This is a genomic window from Microbacterium foliorum (genome assembly GCF_003367705.1).
Classification (GTDB): domain Bacteria; phylum Actinomycetota; class Actinomycetes; order Actinomycetales; family Microbacteriaceae; genus Microbacterium; species Microbacterium foliorum.
This window is the reverse complement of sequence record NZ_CP031425.1, coordinates 2,205,845-2,230,177: the sequence shown is the minus strand read 5'-3', so window position 1 is coordinate 2,230,177 and position 24,333 is coordinate 2,205,845. Positions and strand designations below refer to the sequence as shown.

The window sequence follows — 24,333 nt, the reverse complement described above, 5'->3', positions numbered from 1 at the left end:
AGGCGGGGGATGAGCGGTCTCGCCGCTCGCGTCTCGCTCGGCCGGAGGTTCACCCCGGTCTCCACCGAATTCCTCATGATCGCGTCGGCCGCGCTGATGCTGACCATCTTCGGACTCGTGATGGTGCTCTCGGCGACCAGCGCCACCGCGGTCGCCAGCGGCGAGAATCCGATGGACGGCGCCCTGCGCCAGGGCATCTTCGCCGTGCTCGGCGTCCCGCTCATGTTCCTGATCTCGCGTCTGCCGATCGCCTTCCTGAAGAAGATGGCGTGGCCTGCGCTCTTCGGTGCGGTCGCCCTCCAGCTCCTCGTGTTCACCCCCCTCGGCATCGAAGACGGCGGCAACCGCAACTGGATCATGGTCGCGGGCTTCACGCTGCAGCCGTCGGAGTTCCTCAAGCTCGCCCTCGCCCTCTGGATCGGCTTCGTGCTGATGCGCAAGCACACCATGCTCGGCACCTGGCACCAGGTCTTCATCCCCGTCGTCCCCGTCGGGGCGCTCGCGATCGGCACCGTCATCGCGGGCAAGGACCTCGGGACGGCGATGGTGCTCGTGATCGTCCTGCTCGGGTGCCTGTTCTTCTCCGGCGTGAAGCTGCGGCTGTTCATCCTGCCCGTGCTCCTCGGAGTCGTGTCGGTGATCGCTCTCGCCATCACCAGCCCCGACCGGATGCGGCGCATCACCGCGACCTGTTCCGACATGTCGGCCTATACGGGGGACTGCTACCAGTCGATCCACGGCATCTGGGGCATGGCCTCGGGCGGGATCTTCGGCGTCGGTCTCGGCAACTCGCAGGAGAAGTACGGCTGGCTGCCCGCCGCGGGGAACGACTTCATCTTCGCGATCGTCGGCGAGGAGCTCGGTCTGATCGGATGCATCGTCGTGCTCGCGCTCTTCACGCTGTTCACGGTCGGGGCCTTCCACATCATCCGCAAGACGGCCGACCCGTTCATCCGCGTCGCCGCCGGCGGCATCACGGTCTGGATCACCGGCCAGGCCGTCTTCAACATCGGCGTCGTGATCGGTCTCTTCCCCGTCATGGGAGTTCCGCTGCCGTTCATGTCTCAGGGCGGCACCGCGCTGCTCGCCGTGCTCATCGCCTGCGGAGTGCTCCTCTCCTTCGCGCGCACCATCCCCGCGGTCGAGGCTCAGGCTCCTCTGCGGAACGCGACAGTGGGGCGGGGTAGGGTCGCACGGTGACCTCGTACCTTCTCGCCGGCGGTGGCACTGCCGGTCACGTCAACCCCCTGCTCGCCGTCGCCGACGGACTGCGGGCCAGGGAGGCCGACGCCGATGTGCTCGTGCTCGGCACCGCCGAGGGGCTGGAGTCCCGACTCGTCCCCGCTCGCGGCTATGAGCTGCTGATCGTCGACAAGGTGCCCTTCCCTCGTCGTCCGAACCGACAGGCGACGTCGTTCCCTGTGCGGTTCCGCCGCGCCATCGCCCAGGTCCGCGACCACATCCGCGCCCACGACGTGGATGTCGTGGTGGGCTTCGGCGGGTACGCCTCCGCTCCGGCGTACGTCGCGGCCCGTCGCGAGGGCGTGCCCTTCGTCGTGCACGAGGCCAATGCCAAGCCGGGACTGGCCAACGTCCTCGGCGCGCGAGGAGCCGCGGCCACCGGAGTCGCCTTCACCGGCACCCGTCTGCGCGGCAGTGAAGTGGTGGGCATGCCTCTGCGCCGTGAGGTGATCGAGCTCGATCGCGCGGCGGCCCGCGACGAGGCGGCGGTGCACTTCGGACTCCACGCCGCCCGCCCGGTACTGCTCGTCTTCGGCGGTTCGCTCGGTGCCCAGCGCCTCAACGACGCGCTCGCGGATTCGTGGGGAGACATCCTCGCCACCGGCTGGCAGCTGCTCCATGTCACGGGGGAGCGCAGCGACCTCGTCGACCCCGAGGTGCCCGGATACGCGTTGCGGCGCTATGTGGACCGGATGGATCTCGCGTTCGCCCTCGCCGACCTGATCGTCTCGCGCTCCGGCGCCGCCACCGTCAGCGAGATCAGCGCGCTCGGCATCCCCGCCCTGTACGTGCCGTACTCGGTGGGCAACGGCGAGCAGCGGCTCAACGCCGCGTCGGCCGTCGCCGTCGGAGCGGCACGCCTGCTCGACGACGCGTCGTTCGACGGCGATGCCGTGCGCCGCATCGTGATCCCCGTCCTGAACGATCCGGCGCGGATCGCGCAGATGGCTGCGGCCGCCGAGAAGGTCGGGACGCGCAGCGGCACCGAGAACGTGATCGCCCTCGTGGATCGCGCACTCGGCGTCTCCTGACCGTGCCTCCGGCGGCGTCGCGCCGCCGAAACGTCCTTACCGAAAAGTAGACTGAATCCGACATGATCAGACCTGACCTCTCCCTCCCGATCCCCGAGTCGATCTCCTCCGCCCACTTCATCGGCATCGGTGGTTCCGGCATGAGCGGCCTCGCCAGGATGTTCCTGGACGCGGGCATCCGGGTGTCCGGGAGCGACCGCGCCGACAGCGACAATCTGCGCGCCCTCGCGGCCGCCGGGGCGGTCGTCCATGTGGGGCACGACGCGGCTCACCTCGGCGACGCCGACACCGTGGTGCACACCGGCGCGATCTGGCCCGAGAACCCGGAGTTCGTCACGGCGAAGGAGCGCGGCCTGCACGTGATCCACCGTTCGCAGGCACTGCACTGGCTCATCGGTTCGCGCCGACTGGTCTCGGTCGCAGGTGCACACGGCAAGACCACGTCGACCGGCATGATCGTGACGGCTCTGCAGGCACTCGGAGCGGATCCGAACTTCGTCAACGGCGGTGTCATCGAGCAGCTGGGCATCTCCAGTGCGACGGGCACGGGGGAGCTGTTCGTGATCGAGGCCGACGAGTCCGACGGCACCTTCCTGCTCTACGACACGGCCGTGGCCCTCATCACCAACGTCGACCCCGACCACCTCGACCACTACGGTTCCGACGAGGCATTCCACGATGCGTTCGTCCGCTTCGCCGATGCCGCGACCGAGGCCGTCGTCATCTCCAGCGACGACCCGGGGGCATTGCGGGTCGGGGCAGGGCTGTCGCATCCGCACGTCCTCACCTTCGGACAGGCGGAGGATGCCGACGTCCGCGTCACCGACATCGTGGCAGCGGGGCCGGTCTCCGCGACGGTCAGCCACGGCGACGAGAGCGTCCGTCTGCAGCTCGCCGTGCCGGGAGTGCACAACGCGATCAACGCGGCAGGAGCCATCACGGTCCTCCTCGCCGTCGGCTTCGGGCTCGCCGAGTCCGCGCGTGCCGTCGAGGGCTTCGCCGGCACGGTGCGTCGTCTGGAGCAGCACGGCGTCGAACGCGGGGTGACGGTCTACGACGACTACTCGCACCACCCGACCGAGGTGCGCGCGGCGCTGGAGGCCATGCGTTCCCTCGCGGGCGGCGGGCGCATCATCGCGATCCAGCAGCCGCACACGTATTCGCGCACGCAGCACATGTTCCAGGAGTTCGCCGACGTGCTCGAGACCCACGCCGATCACACCGTGATGCTCGACGTCTACGGTGCGCGCGAAGATCCGGTCCCCGGCGTGACGGGTGAGCTGGTGAGCGGCGCGTTCCACGACCCGGCCCGTGTGCACTACGTGGCGGACTGGCAGCAGGCCGCCGACTACACGGCCTCCGTCGCGCGCGAGGGCGACTTCGTCGTGACTCTCGGCTGCGGCAACGTGTACCAGATAATCCCGCAGGTTCTCGAGTCGCTGCGCACCACCGGGGCCTAGTCGATGCGGCGTCCACCTGCGCTCCCCACCCCGCCGGCGGGGCCCGCAGACGACCGCGATGCGCCGCGCCGCCGCGGCGCGGGCCCGGCCTCTCGCGCACCGGGTGACGACCCCAGGCGATACACCGGTGCAGATCGACCGGAGGGCGTGCAGGCGGAGGGTGCCGACGGGATCGTGCCGGAGGCCGATCGCCCGACGTCCACGCGCGACGTATGGCGTGCGGCACGAGCGCGCCGAAAGGCGCTGCGCGCCGAGATCCGCCGCTTCACGCAGCGGTCGCGTCGTCGACGCATCATCTGGCTGAGCACCGTCGGTGCGATCGCCGTCGTGGTGGGCGGCGCGGTGATCGCGGCGTACAGTCCGCTCTTCGCCGTCGAGAGAGTCACGGTCGTGGGTGCCTCGTCCCTCGATCCTGCCGCGGTGGAGGCTGCACTGGCGGGACAGGTGGGCACGCCCTTGGCGCTCGTCGACTCGAGCGAGGTGAAGGCCGCGCTGCTGGCCTTCCCCCTCATCGAGACCTACGCCCTGGAGGCGAAGCCTCCGCATGACCTGACCGTGCGGATCGTCGAGCGCACCCCCGTGGGCGTCATCCGGTCGGATGCGGGGTACACACTGGTCGATGCGGCGGGCGTCGCACTCTCCACCACCTCGGATCAGCCGGAGGGGCAGCCCCTGCTCGACATCGAGGGCGGCACGGATTCGGCCGCGTTCGAGAGCGCGGGACTCGTCATCAGATCCGTCCCCGCCGAGCTGCGCGCATCTCTCACCGGGGTCCGTGCGACGACGGCCGACGATGTGACACTCACCCTGAACACCGGACTGACCGTCGTGTGGGGGAGCTCGGAGAACTCGCCGATGAAGAGCGAGGTGCTCTCGAAGGCTCTGATCGGCAACCCTGCCGCGTCCTCCATCGACGTCACGTCGCCGCACGCGGTCGTCGTCGGCTGACTTTCGCCGTCAAACGGGCGACACGCCCGTGTCGTTGCGCGCGCGCGTGTGCATCGCGCTTACCTTCGAACAAGAGAAACCAATACCGGGAAATACTTTACACCTCTAGTTGAGGTTTAAGGTTCAGGCCCTGGAATCTCACCCATAGACAGGCTCGACTACTCGGAGGCCGGCCATGAGCCAGAACCAGAACTACCTCGCCGTCATCAAGGTCGTCGGCGTCGGCGGTGGCGGCGTCAACGCCGTCAACCGCATGATCGACCTCGGTCTCCGCGGAGTCGAGTTCATCGCCGTGAACACCGACGCCCAGGCGCTGCTCATGAGCGACGCCGACGTCAAGCTCGACGTCGGTCGCGAACTCACCCGCGGCCTCGGCGCAGGAGCCGACCCCGAGGTGGGCCGCCGTGCCGCCGAAGATCACGCGGAAGAGATCGAGCAGGCGCTCACGGGCGCCGACATGGTCTTCGTGACCGCGGGTGAGGGAGGCGGAACCGGAACCGGTGGAGCTCCCGTCGTCGCACGCATCGCGAAGTCGATCGGTGCGCTGACCATCGGTGTCGTCACCAAGCCGTTCTCGTTCGAGGGCCGTCGCCGTCAGAGCCAGGCCGAGGCCGGCGTGGTGAAGCTCAAGGAAGAGGTCGACACCCTCATCGTGGTACCCAACGATCGCCTCCTCGAGATCAGCGACCGCGGTATCTCGATGATCGAGGCGTTCGCCACGGCCGACCAGGTGCTCCTCGCCGGTGTCCAGGGCATCACCGACCTCATCACGACCCCTGGTCTGATCAACCTCGACTTTGCGGACGTCAAGTCCGTCATGCAGGGTGCGGGATCCGCGCTCATGGGAATCGGATCCGCCCGCGGTGCCGATCGGGCGATCAAGGCGGCTGAACTGGCCGTCGAGTCGCCGCTCCTCGAGGCGAGCATCGAAGGCGCGCACGGTGTGCTGCTCTCGATCCAGGGTGGGTCGAACCTCGGCATCTTCGAGATCCACGATGCCGCAGACCTCGTCAAGGAGGCGGCGCACCCCGAGGCGAACATCATCTTCGGTACCGTCATCGACGACACGCTCGGCGATGAGGTGCGCGTCACGGTGATCGCCGCCGGCTTCGACAGCGGCGAGCCGTCGCTCCGCCTCGACCCGATGGTCGTCACGCGTCCCGCCGCCGCGAGCACGCTGCCGGAGGTGACGCTCTCCCAGGACGAGCAGAGCACCCCCGCCGCGGAGCCGACCGCGCCGGAGCGCGTGCAGCAGCGCGCCGCGACGACCAGCATCGAGCCGGCCTTCGCCGACGACGACATCGACATCCCTGAATTCCTGAAGTGACGGAAGGCCCCGGCCTTGGCCGCGCGGCCTTGGCCGCGCGGCTGTCGGCGATCGATGAACGGATCGCGGACGCTGCGCGCCGAGCGAACCGCGACGCCTCCGAGATCACCCGGATCGTCGTGACGAAGTTCCATCCGGCGTCCCTCGTGCGCGATCTGCATGCGCTCGGGGTTCGCGAGGTGGGGGAGAACCGTCAGCAGGAGCTCACCTCGAAGGCCTCCGAGGTGAGCGATCTGGATGTCCGCTGGCACTTCATCGGGCAGGCGCAGACCAACAAGGCGTCGGCGATCCGCCGGAGCGCGGATGCCGTGCATTCGCTCGATCGGGCGAAGCTGGCGGACTCCCTGCACCGGGTGGCCGAGGATGACGAGCCGCTCGACGTGCTCATCCAGGTGAACCTCACGAAAGACGAAGGGCGCGGCGGGATCGAGCCCGCCGACGCGTCGACCCTCGCCGAGCACATCCTGTCGTTGTCCTCGCTGCGGCTGCGCGGCGTGATGGCCGTCGCTCCGCTCGACGAGGAGCCGGCATCCGCCTTCGCCCGGCTGCGGGTGGTGGCCGATCAGGTGCGCCTGCTCGAGCCGTCCGCGACGTGGATCTCGGCCGGGATGACCGGCGATTTCGTCGAGGCCATCGACGCGGGCGCGACACACCTGCGGATCGGCTCCGCAATCACGGGCCCCCGCCCCGACCGGGGTTAACCTGTGAACAGACCAACCCGACTCGTTCGAACCGGAGGACACGATGGGTAACCCACTGAAGAAGACCATGGTGTATCTCGGCCTCGCCGATGAGGAAGAGGTCTACGAAGAGCAGGCTCCTGCCCGCGCCCAGCGCGAGCGTGACCGCGACCGTGACCGTGATCGGGAAGAGCCTGCCCCGGCCCCCGTCACCCCGCTTCGGCGCCCCGTCGCCGTGCGTCAGCCCGCAGGAGGGGCAGTGAACGAGATCCTCACCGTCCACCCGAAGCAGTACCGCGATGCTCAGCTCATCGCCGAGAGCTTCCGCGAGGGTGTCCCGGTCATCATCAACCTCTCCCAGATGAGCGACGCCGACGCTCGCCGTCTGATCGACTTCGCGTCCGGGCTCTCGCTCGGCCTCTACGGCCGCATCGAGCGGGTCACCTCGAAGGTGTTCCTGCTCTCTCCGGAGAACATCTCGGTGTCGGGCCACGGAGGAATCGCCCACGCAGACGCCGAGTCTGCGGGCTTCGACCAGTCGTAGACCGTGGGGATCGTCGTCTCCATCATCGCCAGCATCGTCCATCTGGCGCTCCTGCTGTACCTGATCGTGCTGTTCGCGCGACTCATCCTCAGCTACATCCCGCTGTTCAATAGGGAATGGCGGCCCAAGGGCGCCGGCCTCATCGCGGCCGAGCTCGTGTACACCGTCACCGACCCGCCCGTGCGGTTCTTCCAGCGCATCATCCCGCCTCTCCGGATCGGCGGGATCTCTCTGGACTTCGGCTTCTCGATCACCATCCTGATCGTGCTCATCCTGATGAGCATCGTGCGGAATTTCATCTGAGACCCCGGCGATTTCGCCGAGCCCGAGTGTCGCGTCGTCGCGGCTGACAGGCGCGGGGGCTATGCTTGGCTCCCAGGTGCGCGCCCCGGGTTCGCGCCACATCTCGACCATGCCATCATCAACACTGGCAACCGAACTCATCGAAGGAGCCACCATGGCACTTACCCCGGATGACGTCGTCACCAAGCAGTTCCAGCACGTCCGTTTCAAGGACGGCTTCGACCCCGACGAGGTCGATGACTTCCTCGACGAGATCGTCATCGAGTGGCGTAAGGCCCTCGAGGAGAACGCCGAGCTCAAGGCCAAGCTCGCAGCATTCGAGTCCGGTGACGCTCCCGTCGCCGCTGCGGCTCCTGCTCCCGTCGCCGAGACCCCTGCTCCCGTCGTCGCCGAGGCTCCCGCCCCGGCCGAGCCGACGCCGTCCGGCTCCGCCACCGCCACCGCCGGAATCATCGAGCTCGCACAGCGTCTGCACGACGAGCACGTCGCCGAAGGTGAAGCCAAGCGCGACCAGCTCATCGCCGACGCCGAGGGCGAGGTGAACCGCATCCGCACCGAGGCCGAGGCCAAGCAGCGCGAGGAGTCGGCACGCCTGGAGCGCGAGCGCAACACGCTCGAGGCCCGCATCACCGAGCTCCGCAACTTCGAGCGCGACTACCGCTCGCAGCTGCGCGGATACATCGAGGGCCAGCTCCGCGACCTCGACGAGAAGTCGGGATCCACGGACTCGACCCCGGTCTCCGCGATCGGACTGTAGGTCGTCCCTTTGCCAGGACGCCCCGCCCTTCGTCGGTCGGCGGCCGGCGCGATCGTTGCGATTCTCGCAGCGCTCGTGCTGGCCGCCGATCAGTTTGTGAAGTACCTCACCACCGAGAATCTGCCGTTGCAGGAGCCGGTCCCCGTGCTGGGGGAGTTCCTTCAGCTGTACTACGTGCGCAACCCCGGCGCGGCCTTCTCGCTCGGGTCGGACGTCACGTGGATCTTCACGATCGCACTCGCGGTCGTCGCCTGCGTGATCATGTGGAAGGCGTCCGGGCTCCGCTCGCGGCTGTGGGCCGTCGTTCTCGGCTGCCTCCTCGGCGGTGTGCTGGGCAACCTGACGGATCGTCTGTTCCGCGATCCCGGGTTCCCGATGGGTCATGTGGTCGACATGATCTCCATGCCCTGGATGATGCCGGCGATCTTCAACGTGGCGGACATCTTCATCGTCACCGGCATGATCTCCGTAGCGCTGCTGGTCGTCTTCGGCCTGCGGTTCGATGGCACCCGCGACCGCGATCACGCCCCCGTCGAGACCGATGAAGAGGCCGAGGCGGCTGCTGTCATCGCAGACGCGGAGGCTGCGGCAGACACCGATCCCTCGCGCCTCGACGGCACGACGCCGGGTACGCCCGCGTCGGACGGACGCTGAGCGTGGAGTTCCGCTCTCTCCCCGTCCCCGACGGGTTGGAGGGGACGCGCGTCGATGCCGCGCTGGCGAAGATGCTCGGGTTCTCCCGCACCTTCGCGGCGGACGTCGCCGCAGCCGGAGGCGTGCGCCTCGACGGCGTCACCCTCGACAAGTCGGATCGCCTTCGCGGCGGCGGCTGGCTCGAGGTCGAATGGCAGCCGAAGGAGGAGCCGCGCATCATCCCGATCGCGGTTCCGGAGCTGGGCATCGTGCACGACGACGACGACATCGTCGTCGTCGACAAGCCCACGGGCGTCGCCGCTCATCCGTCCCTCGGCTGGGAGGGCCCCACCGTGGTGGGGGCGCTGGCCGCGGCGGGATTCCGCGTGGCGACGAGCGGCGCTCCCGAACGACAGGGTGTCGTGCACCGACTCGACGTCGGCACGAGCGGGCTGATGGTGGTGGCCAAGAGCGAGGCCGCCTACACCGCGCTGAAGCACGCCTTCAAGGAACGCACGGTCGAGAAGATCTACCACGCTGTCGTCCAGGGGCATCCTGATCCCTTGACGGGCACCATCGAGGCGCCGATCGGACGGCATCCGAATCACTCGTGGAAGTTCGCGGTGACGCCGGACGGCAAGCCGTCGGTCACGCATTACGAGACGCTCGAAGCGTTCCCCGGTGCCTCGCTGCTCGAGATCCACCTGGAGACGGGGCGCACGCATCAGATCCGCGTGCACATGGCCGCGCTCCGGCACCCGTGCGTCGGCGACCCCCTCTACGGCGCGGACCCGACGATGTCTGCCAGGCTCGGCCTCACCCGCCAGTGGCTGCACGCGCACAAGCTCGCGTTCTCGCACCCGGCGACGGGGGAGTGGGTGCAGTTCGAGTCGCCGTATCCCGCGGACTTCGAGCATGCGCTGGAGATCCTGCGCGGCGAGTAGCCGGTTCCGAGTGGTTCGTGCTCTGCGGGGTATCGATCGAGATGCTCGATGATGTCCGTGGGGTGCAGCAGACTCTCCGCATGAACATCGAGGTGCGACCGGCGACCGAGTTCGACGACGTGGCTGTTCTCGTCGGGCCCAAGAAGCCGACGTCGAATGTCTGCTTCTGTCTGAGCTACCGGATCCCCAGCACGGAGAACAACCGGCTGCGGGGTGCTCAGCGCGCCGATCGAGTGCGCGAGCTCTGCCACCGGGATCCGCCTCCCGGCGTCATCGCCTATCTCGACGACGAACCGGTCGGATGGGCGGCGGTGCACCCCCGCAGGGACACGACGTTCGCTCGGAACAGGCTGATCCCACACGTCGACGATCTCGACGTGTGGTCGCTCTGGTGCGTGCGGGTCCGCCCCGGCCATCGCAAGCAGGGCATCTCGCATGCGCTGATCAAAGGCGCGGTCGCGCAGGCGAAGAGGCTCGGCGCGCCGGCAATCGAAGGATATCCCGTCGACAATCGGGGTGAGAAGGTGAATCTCACGATGGCGTACGTCGGCACGCGGGGGCTGTTCGAGGCGGCGGGATTCACCAAGGCTGCGGACACGCGGTCGACGCTCGACGGCTTCCCCCGAGTGCTCATGCGCCTCGACCTTCGAGGGGCCCAGACGGAGTCCGGCGAGGGCTCCGATGTCGGGACCCCGCCGTAGACTCGAAGACATGGCATCCGACTCCTTCGTCCATCTGCACGTGCACAGCGAGTACTCGATGCTCGACGGGGCGGCGAAGATCGCGGCGATGACTCAGGCCGCCGCGGACTACGACATGCCGGCCATCGCGGTGACCGATCACGGCAACACTTTCGCCGCGTTCGAGTTCTACAAGGCGGCGAACGCGGCGGGGATCAAGCCGATCATCGGACTCGAGGCGTACATGACGCCCGGCACGCACCGCAGCGACAAGACCCGCGTGCAGTGGGGCTCGCCGGACCAGAAGAGCGACGATGTGTCCGGTTCCGGCGCGTACACCCACATGACCATGTGGAGCGAGACCACCCAGGGCATGCACAACCTCTTCCGCATCAGCTCTCGCTCGAGCATGGAGGGCTACTACTTCAAGCCGCGAATGGACCGCGAGCTGCTCCAGACATACGGCAAGGGGCTGATCGCGACGACCGGATGCCCGTCGGGCGAGATCCAGACGCGCCTACGCCTCGGGCAGTACGACGCGGCGCGCGCCGCCGCCGCCGAGTTCCAGGATCTGTTCGGCAAGGAGAACTACTTCGCCGAGATCATGGATCACGGGCTGTCCATCGAGCGGCGGGTGATGACCGATCTGCTGCGACTCGCGAAGGATCTCCACATCCCGCTCGTCGCGACGAACGACTCCCACTACACCCACCAGCACGAGGCCGGTGCGCACGAGGCGCTGCTCTGCGTCCAGTCCGGCTCGACACTCGACGACCCCAATCGGTTCAAGTTCGACGGCGACGGCTACTACATCAAGACCGCAGCCGAGATGCGTCAGCTGTTCCGCGACCACCCCGAGGCGTGCGACAACACGCTGCTGATCGCCGAACGCTGCGAGGTCGAGTTCGACACGGCGGCGAACTACATGCCGCGCTTCCCCGTGCCGGACGGCGAGACCGAAGACAGCTGGCTCATCAAAGAGGTCGAGGCCGGCCTCCACTACCGCTACCCGAGCGGAATCCCCGACAAGGTGCGCAAGCAGGCGGAGTACGAGACCGGCATCATCCTGCAGATGGGCTTCCCGGGCTACTTCCTCGTCGTCGCCGACTTCATCAACTGGGCCAAGGACAACGGCATCCGCGTCGGACCGGGTCGAGGCTCCGGCGCCGGATCGATGGTCGCCTACGCGATGCGGATCACCGACCTCGACCCGCTCGAGCACGGTCTGATCTTCGAGCGGTTCCTCAACCCGGACCGCGTCTCGATGCCCGACTTCGACGTCGACTTCGATGATCGTCGCCGCGGCGAGGTCATCGACTACGTGACGCGCAAGTACGGCTCGGAGCGCGTGGCGCAGATCGTCACCTACGGCACCATCAAGTCGAAGCAGGCCCTCAAGGATGCCGGCCGCGTGCTCGGCTTCCCGTTCAGCATGGGTGAGCGTCTCACCAAGGCCATGCCGCCTCCCGTCATGGGCAAGGACATGGAGCTCGGCGGCATGTTCGATACGGCGCACAAGCGATACAAAGAGGCGAGCGAGTTCCGCGCCCTGATCGAGACCGACCCCGAGGCGAAGACGGTCTTCGACCGCGCTCTGGGTCTCGAGGGGCTGAAGCGTCAGTGGGGCGTCCACGCCGCCGGGGTGATCATGTCGTCCGAGCCGCTGATCGACATCATCCCGATCATGCGCCGCGAGCAGGACGGCCAGATCGTCACGCAGTTCGACTATCCGTCCTGCGAGTCCCTCGGCCTGATCAAGATGGACTTCCTCGGGCTGCGCAACCTCACGATCATCTCGGATGCCCTCGACAACATCCGCACCAACCGCGGCGAGGAGCTCGACCTCGAGAAGCTGGAGCTCGACGACCGCGGAGCCTACGACCTGCTCGGTCGAGGTGAGTCGCTCGGCGTGTTCCAGCTCGACGGCGGTCCGATGCGATCGCTCATGAGGCTCATGCGGCCCGACAACTTCGGTGACATCTCGGCGCTCATCGCCCTGTATCGGCCGGGGCCGATGGGCGCGAACTCGCATACGAACTACGCACTGCGCAAGAACGGCCAGCAGCCGATCACTCCGATCCACCCGGAGTTCACCGAGTCGCTGGCCGACATCCTCGACGAGTCCTACGGCCTGATCATCTATCAGGAGCAGGTCATGGCCATCGCCCAGCGCGTGGCGGGGTTCTCGCTCGGACAGGCCGACATCCTGCGTCGAGCGATGGGAAAGAAGAAGAAGTCCGAGCTCGACAAGCAGTTCGAGGGCTTCCAGGCCGGCATGCACGCCAACGGGTACTCCGACGGCGCCGTCAACGCGATCTGGGAGATCCTGCTCCCGTTCTCCGATTACGCCTTCAACAAAGCGCACTCGGCCGCGTACGGGGTGGTCTCGTACTGGACCGCCTACCTGAAGGCGCATTACCCCGCCGAGTACATGGCGGCCCTGCTGACCAGCGTCGGCGACTCGAAAGACAAGATGGCGCTGTACCTCAACGAATGCCGACGGATGGGCATCAAGGTGCTTCCCCCCGACGTCTCCGACTCCATCAACTACTTCGCGGCCGTGGGCGACGACATCCGCTTCGGCCTCGGAGCGGTGCGCAACGTCGGCAGCAACGTCGTCGAGGGCATCGTGCAGGCCCGCAAGGGCGAGCGGTTCACGTCGTTCCATCACTTCCTCGAGAAGGTGCCGCTGCATGTCGCGAACAAGCGCACCGTCGAGTCACTGATCAAGGCCGGCGCGTTCGACTCGCTCGGTGACACGCGTCGGGCTCTCCTCGAAGTGCACGAGGATGCGGTCGAGGCCGCCGTGGATCGCAAACGCAACGAGGCGCAGGGCGCGATCGGATTCGATTTCGACAGCCTGTACGACGGTCTCGAGGAGGTCGCTCCCGCCAAGGTGCCGCCGCGTCCGGAGTGGATCAAGAAGGACAAGCTCGCGTTCGAACGCGAGATGCTCGGCCTCTACGTCTCGGATCATCCGCTCGCCGGTCTCGAGGTCCCGTTGGCGAAGCACGCGTCGATCTCCATCCACGTCCTCAACAACTCCGACGACGTGCAGGACGGCGATCAGGTCACCGTCGCCGGTCTCGTCACGAGCGTGCAGCATCGCGTCGCGAAGGCCAGCGGCAACCCCTACGGCATGATCACCATCGAGGACTTCAACGGCGAGGTGACGGTCATGTTCATGGGCAAGACCTACACCGAGTTCCAGCACGTCCTGCAGCAGGACTCGATCCTGGCCGTTCGCGGTCGGGTGTCGCGCCGCGACGACGGGCTCAACCTGCACGCCCAGTCGGCATTCGCCCCGGACGTGGGATCCTTCGACGCCGCGGGTCCGCTGTCGCTGGTGCTCGCCGAACAGCGTGCGACCGAGCGTGTCATGAACGAGCTCGCCGAGGTGCTGCGGCGCCACAACGGCGAGACCGAGGTGGTGCTGCGGGTGCACCGCGGGAACACCGCGAAGGTGTTCGAGGTCCCCATGCCGGTCAAGGTCACGGCCGACCTGTTCGGAGATCTGAAGTCCCTTCTCGGACCCACCTGCCTGGGCTGACCGCAGCGCCGAGAGGAGCACCTTCCGGTGAGGACCTCACGGACGCACCGGGTAGTATCAGGACGCGTTCGGGTGCGGGCGTCAGAAGCTCTGCACCGTGACGAAAGGACCCTCCCCATGAGCACGGAATCACCTTCTTCCCACGGTGCCGCCACGGATGCCGACGACCGGACGGCGTCGACGGAGCACATGGCCGACGAGGTCTTCTCCGACGAAGACGGAGTGCTGTACGACGAGGAGGTGACGCCGGAGTTCGGCATCATCGGATTCACCCTGCGCGAGCTGCTGATCGTGGGTGTCTGGGCGATCGCGTTCATCGCGTCGTTCTTCCCGCACCTCGGCGGTGTCTCGATCTGGGGGACCGGGATCCAATGGGTGCTCCCCGTCGGAGTCCCGACGGCGGCGGTCTTCCTGCTCATCCTGCGACGTTTCTCGCCCGACGGGATCCGCCGGGTCGGCTCACTCGGGATCGATCAGTTCGCGTCCGTCGCGTTCTCCGTGTCCGCCGTCTACTGGCTCGGAGCTCTCTGGAGTGCTGTGTCCGTCGCGATCGAGATCGGAGCCTTCGGACTCTCCTGGAACGGAGTGGTCCAGCTCATCGCCGCTCTGGCACTCGTGGTGCTGACGGTCTTCGCGCCCTTGGTGCCCGGGCTCAAGGAGGACTTCCACGGCCGACTGGTCACGCTCGCCCACCGCAATGCGAACCCCGTTCGTCCCGTGATCCCGCGTCCTCGGCCCGAGCCGAGCGCCGCCCCCGAGGTGGCAGCCGACGCCGCACCGTCCCCCGCGATGGATCCCGCGCCGGTCGCGGCGGCGGACGCCAGCGCAGATGAGGTCGCGGCGGCAGATGCCAGCGCAGACGAGGCTGCGCAGGATGCGTCCTGGACGACGGATGCGTCCGCTCAGGAATGGCAGGCTCCCGTCCAGGAGCCGCAGCCCGTCCAGGAGCCACAGGCCGTCCAGGAGGCACAGGCCGTCGAATCCGTGCAACCCGCCGGCGACCACGCTCTGTTCATCGAGCCCGCCCTGGCCACCGACCCTGTCCAGACGGATGACCGGAGCACCGTCTCCGCCCAGGCTCCGGTCGCTGAGGCGTCGCCGAACTCGGCGACCCCGGCGTACACGACCACGCCGGCTCCCACCGGTGGGCTCGATGTCGAGCTCTCGGGGGAGCAGGCCACGGACGAGGTCGCCCGGATCGATCTCGCCCAGCAGGTGCCGCTCGCCGCGCATGCCTCAGGCGGTGGCACGGGAACAGAGGACACGACCGCCGACGAGGACTACGTGCCGACGTATTCCCGACGGTCCAGAGGGCAGTCGCCGGAGATCCTCTCCGACACCGGCAGCATCGAGTCTTTGCTGGGCGCCACTGCGTACGACGTCTCGTCGCCGCGCACGGTCGCTCTTCCCACGATCGACGACGAGCGCGACCTCGAGGAGACGGCGGCTCACGCCGCCATGACGGCGGCGCAGCCGTTCTGGATTCTCGCCCAGACCGAACGCGACGTGCATGACGAGCGGGGCGACGCGATCTTCCGGATCGGCCCGAGCGCCTGGGCGCTGGTCATCGAAGACCGCGGCGGGGCCTACGTCATCCGACACGACGACGGTCGCATCGGGTATCTGCACGACATCGCTGACATCACGAAGGGCTGATCTTGCGCACGATCGATCTGCGAGGGCGCGAGCTCTCGGCGGCTGACATGCTCGCGGCTGTTCCGCGCGCCACCCAGGCCAGGGCCGAGGCCCTCGACACGGCGGCGCGCATCGTCGACGACGTCCGGGAGCGTGGCGAGGAAGCACTGCGGGAGCAGGCGGAGCGGTTCGACGGGGTCGTCGGTCACGATCTCCGCGTTCCGGCCGGGCACATCGAGGAGGCATTGGCGGGTCTCGATCCCGAGGTCCGCGCCGCTCTCGACGAGGCGATCCGCCGCGTGCGCATCGCCTCGGCCGCCCAGGTCCCGGCGTCCCAGGTGACGCGCATCGGGGCGGGCGCGACCATCACCCAGCGCTGGCAGCCGGTGCATCGAGCCGGCGTCTACATCCCCGGAGGCAAGGCGGTCTACCCGTCGAGCGTGATCATGAACGTCGTCCCCGCGCAGGTCGCGGGGGTCGAGCAGATCGCTCTGGCATCCCCGCCCCAGCGAGAGCAGGGCGGGCGGGTGCATCCGACGATCCTCGCCGCAGCCGGACTCCTCGGCATCACCGAGGTGTACGCGGTGGGCGGTGCGGGAGCGATCGGCGCTTTCGCATACGGCGTCGCCGACATCGGGCTGGATCCGGTGGATGTGCTGTCGGGTCCAGGGAACAACTATGTCGCGTCCGCGAAGCGCGCAGTGGCGGGTGTCGTCGGCACGGACTCCGAGGCGGGCGCCACCGAGATCCTCGTCGTCGCGGATGCCGAGGCGGACCCGCGGCTCATCGCCGCGGACCTCGTCAGCCAGGCCGAGCACGACGAACAGGCCTCCGCGGTCCTGGTCACGGATTCCGCCGAGCTCGCCGATCGGGTTGCGGAGGAAGTCCGTACGCAGGCGGCGGCGACCCGGCATACGGTCAGAGTCGCAGCGGCGCTCGACGGCCCGCAGTCCGCGATCGTGCTCGTGGACGACCGTGCGATGGCAGCGGCGTTCAGCAATGCCTACGCACCGGAGCACCTCGAGCTGCACCTGACGGATGCCGAGGCCGCGGCCTCGTCGTTCACGAGCGCCGGAGCGGTGTTCGTCGGCGATCAGACCCCGGTCAGCCTGGGTGACTACATGGCCGGAAGCAACCACGTGCTGCCGACGGGCGGACAGGCTCGGTATGCGCCGGGTCTCGGCGCGTACACGTTCCTGCGTCCGCAGCAGGTCGTCGCCTACGACCGTGCCGCGTTGGCCGAGGTCCGCGCCGGCGTCGTCGCCCTGGCCGAGACCGAGGTGCTGCCCGCCCACGGCGAGGCGATCGAGGCGCGTTTCACGGCGTAGGATCGGTCAGATGCACTGCCCCTTCTGCCGTCATCCGGACTCCCGGGTCATCGACTCCCGTACCAGCGACGACGGTCTGTCGATCCGTCGGCGCCGCCAGTGTCCGGAGTGCGGTGGTCGGTTCACGACAACGGAGACCGCCAGCCTCAACGTCATCAAGCGTTCCGGCGTGATGGAGCCGTTCAGCCGCGAGAAGGTGATCTCCGGTGTGCGCAAGGCCTGCCAGGGGCGTCCGGTGACCGAGGCCGATCTCGCCGTGCTCGCCCAGCGCGTCGAGGAGGCGGTGCGGCAGACCGGCGTCTCGCAGCTCGATACCAACGAGATCGGACTGGCGATCCTCGGGCCGCTCCGCGATCTCGACGAGGTCGCGTACCTCCGGTTCGCGAGCGTCTACCAGGCCTTCGATTCACTCGACGACTTCGAGAGCGCCATCACCGACCTCCGGGCCGACCACGCGGATCCGGAGCTCGCCGACCGGTAATCTGGCAGTGATGTATCCGCTGCTCTTCCGCGCTGTCCTGTCGCGCTTCGATCCCGAGTTCGCCCACCACGCCGGCATGGCGGTGATCCGCGTGCTCGGCGCAGCCCCGTTCGCCCGCGCCGCACGCGCGTACACCCGGCCCGATCCTCGCCTGCGGGTCGACGCGCTGGGACTGAGCTTCGCCTCGCCGTTCGGCATCGCGGCAGGCTTCGACAAGAACGCGGTCGGTGTGCGCGGACTCGCGGCCCTCGGATTCGGCCACGTGGAGGTCGGCACCGTCACGGCGATCCCGCAGGAGGGCAACCCGCGTCCGCGGCTCTTCCGCCTCATCGCCGACCGCGCGGTCATCAACCGCATGGGCTTCAACAACGAGGGCGCCGATGCCGTCGCGCGGCGCCTCGCGCGGCTGCGCCGGGGAGCGCCCGACACGGTCATCGGCGTCAACATCGGCAAGAGTCGGGTCGTCGACGTCGAGGATGCCACGGCCGACTACGTCTCGTCCGCCACGAAGCTCGCTCCGCTGGCGGACTACCTGGCCGTGAACGTCTCGTCGCCGAACACGCCGGGCCTTCGTGGTCTGCAGGCCGTCGAGACGCTCGCCCCGCTGCTGCGGGCCGTGCAGAAGGCCGCGGGAGAGACGCCGCTGCTGGTCAAGATCGCCCCCGACCTGCCCGACGACGAGATCACGGCGATCGCGAAGCTGGCCGTCGACGAGGGACTCGCCGGCATCATCGCTCACAACACCACCATCAGTCGCGAGGGGCTCGTGACCGATGCCTCGACGGTCGAGGCGCTGGGAGCCGGCGGCCTGTCCGGCGCACCGCTCAAGGAGCGTTCGCTGCAGGTGCTCCGTCTGGTGCGCTCCGCCGTGCCCGAGGACTTCTGCGTCATCGCCGTCGGGGGAGTGGAGACGGCCTCCGACGTCCAGGAGCGCCTCGAGGCCGGAGCCACGCTGGTTCAGGGCTACACGGCGTTCCTCTACCGCGGGCCTTTCTGGGGCCGCGAGATCAACCGCGGGCTCGCCGCCCGCTGAACGGATCCGCGCGCCGAACGGATTCGCACGCGGAACGCACGAGGCGCCTCCTGCTGTCGAGCGGGAGGCGCCTCTTCCGTGTGTGGGGTCAGGCGGGACGGTCGCCGCGCTTGACCTGAGGCTTGGGCAGGCGCATGAAACGCATCTGCAGGGACCGCATGGCCGCATACCAGCCGAGTCCGCGTTCCATCCGATCAGCGCCGAACTTCGCGGCCACCTTGCGCTTGACGCGGATGCCGAGCAGCACCATCCCGCCGATCGCGAGGATCAGGTAGGCCATCATGACCAGGTAGGCCCAACCGGCGACGGCGAAACCGCCGATGGCGAGGTTCGCGGGCAGCAGCGAGATGAGGATGACGAGCACCATCACGCCCATCACGAACTCCGCCGGGTGCCACCCGGAATCGACGTAGTCCCGCACCCATCGACGCTGCGGGCCCTTGTCGCGGGGCGGCAGGAACTTCTCCTCGCCGGCCGCGAGACCGGCCTGGGCGCGATTGCGGCGCTCGTTGAGCTCGGCGCGAGCCGCGGCCTTCGCCTCTTTCGTGTTCGCCACCAGCGGGCGGCGGCGTGCCGCCTCCTGCTCCGCCCTGGACGGAGTCGCGCGTCCCTTGCCCGGCGCCGGCGTCTCCGGGGCGTCGTCGTTCGTCGGAGGGGAGACAGGGGTAGTGGCCACGAGGTTCCTCGGTTCGGTGAAGGCGGATCACCTTAAGATTACTCGCATGACATCTCCTGCCCACCCCGGTGACCAGAATCCGTCCGACTCCCGCGAGCCCGCGCTGCTCGAGGCGGCATCGACGGGCCTGCCCGCGGCGCTGAGCGATCTCGGCCGTCTCGTCCGCATCCCGGGCATGGCCTGGCCCGCGTTCGACCAGACCCAGCTCGAGCGCAGTGCCGAGGCCGTCGCGGCCCTCGCCACCGACACCGGGGTGTTCGACGACGTCCGGATCCTCCGCGCGGACATCCCCGGCACGGACGAGAAGGGCCAGCCCGCCGTCCTCGCGACGCGCGCCGCCCGCAACGGCAAGCCCAGGATCCTCCTGTACGCGCACCACGATGTGCAGCCTCCCGGCGACGACGAGCTGTGGGAGACCCCGCCGTTCGAGCCCACGGTCAGGGACGGCCGCATGTACGGCCGAGGCGCCGCGGACGACAAGGCCGGGATCATGGCGCACATCGCTGCCATCCGCGCGCTCGCAGAGGTGCGGGGCGACGATCTCGATCTGGGCATCGCCATGTTCATCGAGGGCGAAGAGGAGTACGGATCGCGCTCGTTCGCGCAGTTCCTCTCCGACAACAAGGACGCATTGCGCGCCGACGCGATCGTGGTCGCGGACTCCGGCAACTGGGACTCTGTCACTCCCGGCCTGACCGTGTCGTTGCGGGGCAACGCGCGGTTCACCGTGCGCGTGCGCACCCTCGACCATGCGTCCCACTCCGGGATGTTCGGGGGAGCGGTTCCCGACGCGATGATGACGACCGTCAAGATGCTCTCCACGCTCTGGAACGACGACGGGTCGGTCGCGGTGGAGGGCATGACCGAGCGCGACGCGCCCACGCCCGAGTACGGCGAGGAGACGCTGCGCGACGAGGCCGGACTGCTGCCGGGCACGACGCCGATCGGCGGCGGGACGATCCTCAGCCGCATCTGGAACAAGCCGTCGGTCACGGTCATCGGGATCGACGCGACGAGCGTCTCAGCGGCGTCGAACACGCTGCTGCCCGAGGCGACCGTCGTCATCAGCGCCAGGGTGGCGCCGGGGCAGTCCGCGGACGATGCGTACGCGGCGCTCGAGGCGCACCTGCGCGCGCACGCCCCGTTCGGCGCGGAGCTGACGTTCTCCGACGTCGACCTCGGCGACGGCTTCCTCGTCGACACCAGCGGATGGGCGGTGTCGCTGACCCGCGACGCGATGCGCGACGGGTACGGCGTGGCCCCGATCGACCTCGGCGTGGGGGGATCCATCCCCTTCATCTCCGATCTCGTGCGCGAGTTCCCCGCAGCCCAGATCCTCGTGACCGGGGTCGAGGATCCGCATTCGAGGGCCCACAGCCCGAACGAATCGCTGCATCTCGACACCTTCCGCCACGCGGTGGCGACCGAGGCCCTGCTGCTCTCTCGGATGAACGACACCAGCATCTGAGCCCGATCGTCCGGCCGGAGGGTAAAATCGAGATACCAGCCGTGTGATCACGGCCCGTCACAAGGAGCGACATGAGCGACACCACACTGACTGCAGCAGAGTCCACCCAGGCGCACGGCGTGAAGCTGACCGACGCCGCCGCGATCAAGGTGAAGAACCTCCTCGAGCAGGAAGGCCGCGACGACCTCCGTCTGCGCGTCGCCGTCCAGCCCGGCGGGTGCTCCGGCCTGATCTACCAGCTGTACTTCGACGAGCGCTATCTCGAGGGCGACGAGACCGTCGACTTCGACGGCGTCGAGGTCATCATCGACAACATGAGCGTCCCGTACCTCGACGGCGCATCGATCGACTTCAAGGACACGATCTCGGAGCAGGGCTTCACGATCGACAACCCGAACGCCGCCGGCAGCTGCGCCTGTGGAGACAGCTTCCACTGACCCCGTCCCCCTCGTGGCAACCTGCGTGGTTGGCATGAATCAGGTGTGAGGTTGCCCTAGACTTGGGTGTGCCCTGTCCGCAATCTGAAAGGTGCATCGTGCCCTCGAAACGCCGCCTTCGTTGGGCCGCTCTTCCCCTGGGAGTAGTGGCAGCCGTGGCCCTGGCGGGATGTACTGCCACCGAGCTGAACGGCTACCTGCCGGGCTTCGTGGAGGGTGAGCCTGCGGCCACCAACCAGACCGAGCGCGTCTCGTCGCTCTGGGTCAACTCGTGGATCGTCCTGCTCGCCGTCGGTGTGATCACCTGGGGCCTCATGGCCTGGGCCGCGATCGCCTACCGTCGCCGCAAGGGACAGACCGGTCTTCCGGTCCAGATGCGCTACAACATGCCGATCGAGATCTTCTACACGATCGTCCCGCTCATCCTGGTCCTCGGCATGTTCTTCTTCACCGCTCGGGACCAGACGGCGATCGAGGCGAAGTGGGATGAGCCCGACGTCGAGATCACCGCGATCGCGAAGCAGTGGGCATGGGACTTCCAGTACGACGGCGAGGAGGAGGACAACTCCGACGCCGTCTGGACCATGGGCATCCAGGCGCAGCCCGACGCCGCCGGCAACATCGACCAGGCGCAGCTGCCCACCCTCGTCCTCCCGGTTGATCAGAAGGTCACGATCAACCTGCAGTCGCGCGATGTCATCCACTCGTTCTGGATCATCGACTTCCTGTACAAGAAGGACATGTACATCGGGAAGGACAACTCCTGGTCGTTCATCCCGACCCGTGTCGGCGAGTACGCCGGCAAGTGCGCCGAGCTCTGCGGTGAATACCACTCGATGATGCTCTTCAACGTGAAGGTCGTCGAGCAGGACGAGTACGACGCGTACCTGCAGACGCTCGAAGAAGAGGGCAACACCGGTGACATCACCGATGCCTATGACCGTCTGGGCAACTACCCGGGCACCACTGCACCGACCGACTCCGAGGAAGGAGAGGAGTAAGCCATGTCGACCACTGAAGCACCCCGCACCGACGAGGCCCCCCGCTCCCGACCCACCGATCTGCCCGCCCGCCAGGCCGCTCTGATGAGCTCCTCGCGAGTGGAGCAGAAGGGCAACATCGTCGTCAAGTGGATCACCTCCACCGACCACAAGACGATCGGGTACATGTACCTCATCGCGTCGGTGCTGTTCTTCCTCCTCGGTGGTGTGATGGCTCTCGTCATCCGCGCGGAGCTGTTCGCTCCCGGGATGCAGATCATCCCGACGAAGGAGCAGTACAACCAGCTCTTCACGATGCACGGCACGATCATGCTGCTGATGTTCGCGACGCCGCTCTTCGCCGGCTTCGCGAACGCGATCCTGCCGCTGCAGCTCGGAGCCCCCGACGTCGCCTTCCCGCGTCTGAACGCGTTCGCCTTCTGGCTGTTCCTCTTCGGCTCCACGATCGCCGTCGCCGGCTTCCTCACCCCGCAGGGTGCGGCCTCGTTCGGCTGGTTCGCCTATCAGCCCCTTGCGAGCGCGTCGTTCTCGCCCGGTGCGGGTGGAAACCTGTGGATGGTCGGCCTCGGAATCTCGGGCTTCGGCACGATTCTCGGTGCGGTGAACTTCATCACGACGGTCATCACGATGCGCGCGCCCGGCATGACCATGTGGCGCATGCCGATCTTCTCGTGGAACACGCTCATCACGAGCCTCCTGATCCTGATGGCCTTCCCGGTGCTGGCGGCAGCGATCTTCGCCGCGGCCGCCGACCGAATCCTCGGCGCTCACATCTACGACCCGGCCAACGGCGGCGTCCTGCTCTGGCAGCACCTGTTCTGGTTCTTCGGTCACCCCGAGGTGTACATCATCGCCCTGCCGTTCTTCGGCATCGTCTCCGAGATCTTCCCGGTGTTCAGCCGCAAGCCGATCTTCGGATACAAGACGCTGGTCTACGCGACGATCGCGATCGCGGCGCTGTCCGTGGCGGTGTGGGCTCACCACATGTACGTGACCGGATCGGTCCTGCTGCCCTTCTTCGCCCTGATGACGATGCTCATCGCGGTTCCGACGGGTGTGAAGATCTTCAACTGGATCGGCACGCTGTGGCGAGGCTCCGTGACGTTCGAGACCCCGATGGTGTTCGCCCTCGGATTCCTGGTCTCCTTCGTGTTCGGTGGTCTGACCGGTGTCATCCTCGCGGCACCGCCTCTCGACTTCGCGCTGTCGGACTCGTACTTCGTCGTCGCGCACTTCCACTACGTGGTCTTCGGAACCGTGGTGTTCGCGATGTTCGCGGGCTTCTACTTCTGGTGGCCGAAGTGGACGGGACGCATGCTCAACGAGCGCCTCGGCTACGTCCACTTCTGGCTGCTGTTCATCGGCTTCCACATGACCTTCCTCATTCAGCACTGGCTGGGCGTCGACGGCATGGTGCGCCGATACGCGGACTACTCGGCAGCCGACGGGTGGACCTGGCAGAACCAGGTCTCCACGATCGGTGCGATCATCCTCGGCGCGTCGATGCTGCCGTTCTTCCTCAACGTGTGGATCACGGCTCGCAAGGCTCCGAAGGTCACGGTCAACGACCCCTGGGGTTACGGTGCATCGCTCGAGTGGGCGACCTCCTGCCCGCCGCCGCGGCACAACTTCACGTCGATCCCGCGCATCCGCAGCGAGCGTCCGGCATTCGACCTGAACCACCCGGAGGCGGCCGAGTTCACGCCCGCCGCGCCCGGCGAGCGAGAGGGCCACTGAGCCATGCGCGACAACGTCATCCTCTGGTGGGTCCTGACCGCCTTCTTCGCCCTGGTCGGCGTCGTCTACACCGGCTGGCACATCCTCGCCACGCCGTCGGACAACTTCGCTGAGCGCATCGAGTGGGTCGGAACGGTCGCGCTGTTCTTCGCGACCTTCATGGGGGCGATGATCGCCTTCTACCTCGACCGCACTCACAAGGCGCAGAACGGCGAGCTGCCCGAAGACATCCTGACCAGTGACATCGACGACGGAGATCCCGAGCTCGGCGAGTTCAGCCCGTGGTCCTGGTGGCCCCTGGTCCTCGCGGGGTCCGCAGCCGTGTTCGTGGTCGGGCTCGCCGTCGGTCACTTCCTGCTCCCGATCGGCCTGGCGATCTTCGTGGTCGCGATCGTCGGCTGGGTGTACGAGTACTACCGCGGTAACTTCGCACGCTGA

23 protein-coding genes are annotated in these 24,333 nt (G+C 67.9%); 22 read left to right on the top strand and 1 reads right to left on the bottom strand.

What is annotated here, in order from left to right; translation table 11 throughout:
- Positions 1-9: 9 nt before the first annotated feature.
- The 17 genes from ftsW (at position 10) to DXT68_RS10440 (ending at position 18,576) form a co-directional block, all read left to right on the top strand.
- A complete protein-coding gene (gene ftsW, locus DXT68_RS10520) occupies positions 10-1,200 on the top strand; it encodes a putative lipid II flippase FtsW (RefSeq protein WP_045253729.1) in 1,191 nt (396 codons plus the stop codon).
- Positions 1,197-2,273, top strand: a complete 1,077-nt coding sequence (locus tag DXT68_RS10515) for a UDP-N-acetylglucosamine--N-acetylmuramyl-(pentapeptide) pyrophosphoryl-undecaprenol N-acetylglucosamine transferase (protein ID WP_045253730.1) — start codon at positions 1,197-1,199, stop codon at positions 2,271-2,273. Before ftsW ends, DXT68_RS10515 begins: the two co-directional genes overlap by 4 nt.
- Positions 2,274-2,335: 62 nt before the next feature.
- Positions 2,336-3,733, top strand: coding sequence for a UDP-N-acetylmuramate--L-alanine ligase (murC, locus tag DXT68_RS10510; protein WP_045253731.1), 1,398 nt, complete (start codon positions 2,336-2,338; stop codon positions 3,731-3,733).
- Positions 3,734-3,736: 3 nt separating this feature from the next.
- A complete protein-coding gene (locus tag DXT68_RS10505; protein WP_045253732.1) occupies positions 3,737-4,681 on the top strand; it encodes a cell division protein FtsQ/DivIB in 945 nt (314 codons plus the stop codon).
- A 175-nt stretch (positions 4,682-4,856) separates the two neighbouring features.
- Positions 4,857-6,008, top strand: a complete 1,152-nt coding sequence (gene ftsZ, locus DXT68_RS10500; RefSeq protein WP_045253733.1) for a cell division protein FtsZ — start codon at positions 4,857-4,859, stop codon at positions 6,006-6,008.
- Positions 6,005-6,709: a YggS family pyridoxal phosphate-dependent enzyme gene (locus DXT68_RS10495; protein WP_082068891.1), complete on the top strand. Its 705-nt coding sequence runs from the start codon at positions 6,005-6,007 to the stop codon at positions 6,707-6,709. Before ftsZ ends, DXT68_RS10495 begins: the two co-directional genes overlap by 4 nt.
- A gap of 43 nt (positions 6,710-6,752) precedes the next feature.
- Positions 6,753-7,232 carry a cell division protein SepF gene (locus DXT68_RS10490; protein WP_045253735.1) on the top strand — a complete coding sequence of 160 codons (480 nt, stop codon included), beginning with the start codon at positions 6,753-6,755 and terminating at the stop codon, positions 7,230-7,232.
- Between the two features lie 3 nt (positions 7,233-7,235).
- Positions 7,236-7,535, top strand: a complete 300-nt coding sequence (locus DXT68_RS10485; RefSeq protein ID WP_230109549.1) for a YggT family protein — start codon at positions 7,236-7,238, stop codon at positions 7,533-7,535.
- 154 nt (positions 7,536-7,689) lie between these two features.
- Positions 7,690-8,292 (top strand): DivIVA domain-containing protein, encoded by a 603-nt coding sequence (locus DXT68_RS10480; protein WP_045253736.1) that lies wholly within the window; start codon positions 7,690-7,692, stop codon positions 8,290-8,292.
- 51 nt (positions 8,293-8,343) lie between these two features.
- Positions 8,344-8,946 (top strand): signal peptidase II, encoded by a 603-nt coding sequence (gene lspA / locus DXT68_RS10475; RefSeq protein WP_373372459.1) that lies wholly within the window; start codon positions 8,344-8,346, stop codon positions 8,944-8,946.
- A gap of 2 nt (positions 8,947-8,948) precedes the next feature.
- Positions 8,949-9,869: an RluA family pseudouridine synthase gene (locus DXT68_RS10470; protein WP_045253738.1), complete on the top strand. Its 921-nt coding sequence runs from the start codon at positions 8,949-8,951 to the stop codon at positions 9,867-9,869.
- A gap of 80 nt (positions 9,870-9,949) precedes the next feature.
- A complete protein-coding gene (locus DXT68_RS10465) occupies positions 9,950-10,570 on the top strand; it encodes a GNAT family N-acetyltransferase (RefSeq protein WP_045253808.1) in 621 nt (206 codons plus the stop codon).
- 10 nt (positions 10,571-10,580) lie between these two features.
- Positions 10,581-14,099, top strand: a complete 3,519-nt coding sequence (gene dnaE / locus DXT68_RS10460) for a DNA polymerase III subunit alpha (RefSeq protein ID WP_045253739.1) — start codon at positions 10,581-10,583, stop codon at positions 14,097-14,099.
- A 117-nt stretch (positions 14,100-14,216) separates the two neighbouring features.
- Entirely contained in the window at positions 14,217-15,755 is a 1,539-nt protein-coding gene (locus DXT68_RS10455) for a hypothetical protein (protein ID WP_244268163.1), read from the top strand.
- Positions 15,755-17,062, top strand: a complete 1,308-nt coding sequence (hisD, locus tag DXT68_RS10450; protein WP_045253741.1) for a histidinol dehydrogenase — start codon at positions 15,755-15,757, stop codon at positions 17,060-17,062. Before DXT68_RS10455 ends, hisD begins: the two co-directional genes overlap by 1 nt.
- A 10-nt stretch (positions 17,063-17,072) precedes the next feature.
- Entirely contained in the window at positions 17,073-17,543 is a 471-nt protein-coding gene (nrdR, locus tag DXT68_RS10445) for a transcriptional regulator NrdR (protein WP_045253742.1), read from the top strand.
- Positions 17,544-17,553: 10 nt separating this feature from the next.
- The gene (locus tag DXT68_RS10440; RefSeq protein ID WP_045253743.1) at positions 17,554-18,576 is read left to right on the top strand and encodes a quinone-dependent dihydroorotate dehydrogenase; all 1,023 of its coding nucleotides are present in this window, start codon (positions 17,554-17,556) and stop codon (positions 18,574-18,576) included.
- A gap of 88 nt (positions 18,577-18,664) precedes the next feature.
- Here DXT68_RS10440 and DXT68_RS10435 read toward each other — a convergent pair whose 3' ends face one another.
- Positions 18,665-19,252, bottom strand: a complete 588-nt coding sequence (locus DXT68_RS10435) for a DUF3043 domain-containing protein (RefSeq protein WP_045253744.1) — start codon at positions 19,250-19,252, stop codon at positions 18,665-18,667.
- Between the two features lie 46 nt (positions 19,253-19,298).
- Here DXT68_RS10435 and DXT68_RS10430 point away from each other — a divergent pair, with 46 nt between their 5' ends.
- The 5 genes from DXT68_RS10430 (at position 19,299) to DXT68_RS10410 (ending at position 24,333) form a co-directional block, all read left to right on the top strand.
- Complete coding sequence (locus tag DXT68_RS10430; RefSeq protein ID WP_045253745.1) at positions 19,299-20,720, top strand: dipeptidase; 1,422 nt, start codon at positions 19,299-19,301, stop codon at positions 20,718-20,720.
- A gap of 71 nt (positions 20,721-20,791) precedes the next feature.
- Entirely contained in the window at positions 20,792-21,157 is a 366-nt protein-coding gene (gene erpA / locus DXT68_RS10425) for an iron-sulfur cluster insertion protein ErpA (RefSeq protein ID WP_045253746.1), read from the top strand.
- A 98-nt stretch (positions 21,158-21,255) separates the two neighbouring features.
- Positions 21,256-22,158: an aa3-type cytochrome oxidase subunit II gene (ctaC, locus tag DXT68_RS10420; protein ID WP_045253747.1), complete on the top strand. Its 903-nt coding sequence runs from the start codon at positions 21,256-21,258 to the stop codon at positions 22,156-22,158.
- Between the two features lie 3 nt (positions 22,159-22,161).
- Positions 22,162-23,895 (top strand): aa3-type cytochrome oxidase subunit I, encoded by a 1,734-nt coding sequence (gene ctaD, locus DXT68_RS10415; RefSeq protein ID WP_045253748.1) that lies wholly within the window; start codon positions 22,162-22,164, stop codon positions 23,893-23,895.
- 3 nt (positions 23,896-23,898) lie between these two features.
- Positions 23,899-24,333 (top strand): cytochrome c oxidase subunit 4, encoded by a 435-nt coding sequence (locus DXT68_RS10410; RefSeq protein WP_045253749.1) that lies wholly within the window; start codon positions 23,899-23,901, stop codon positions 24,331-24,333.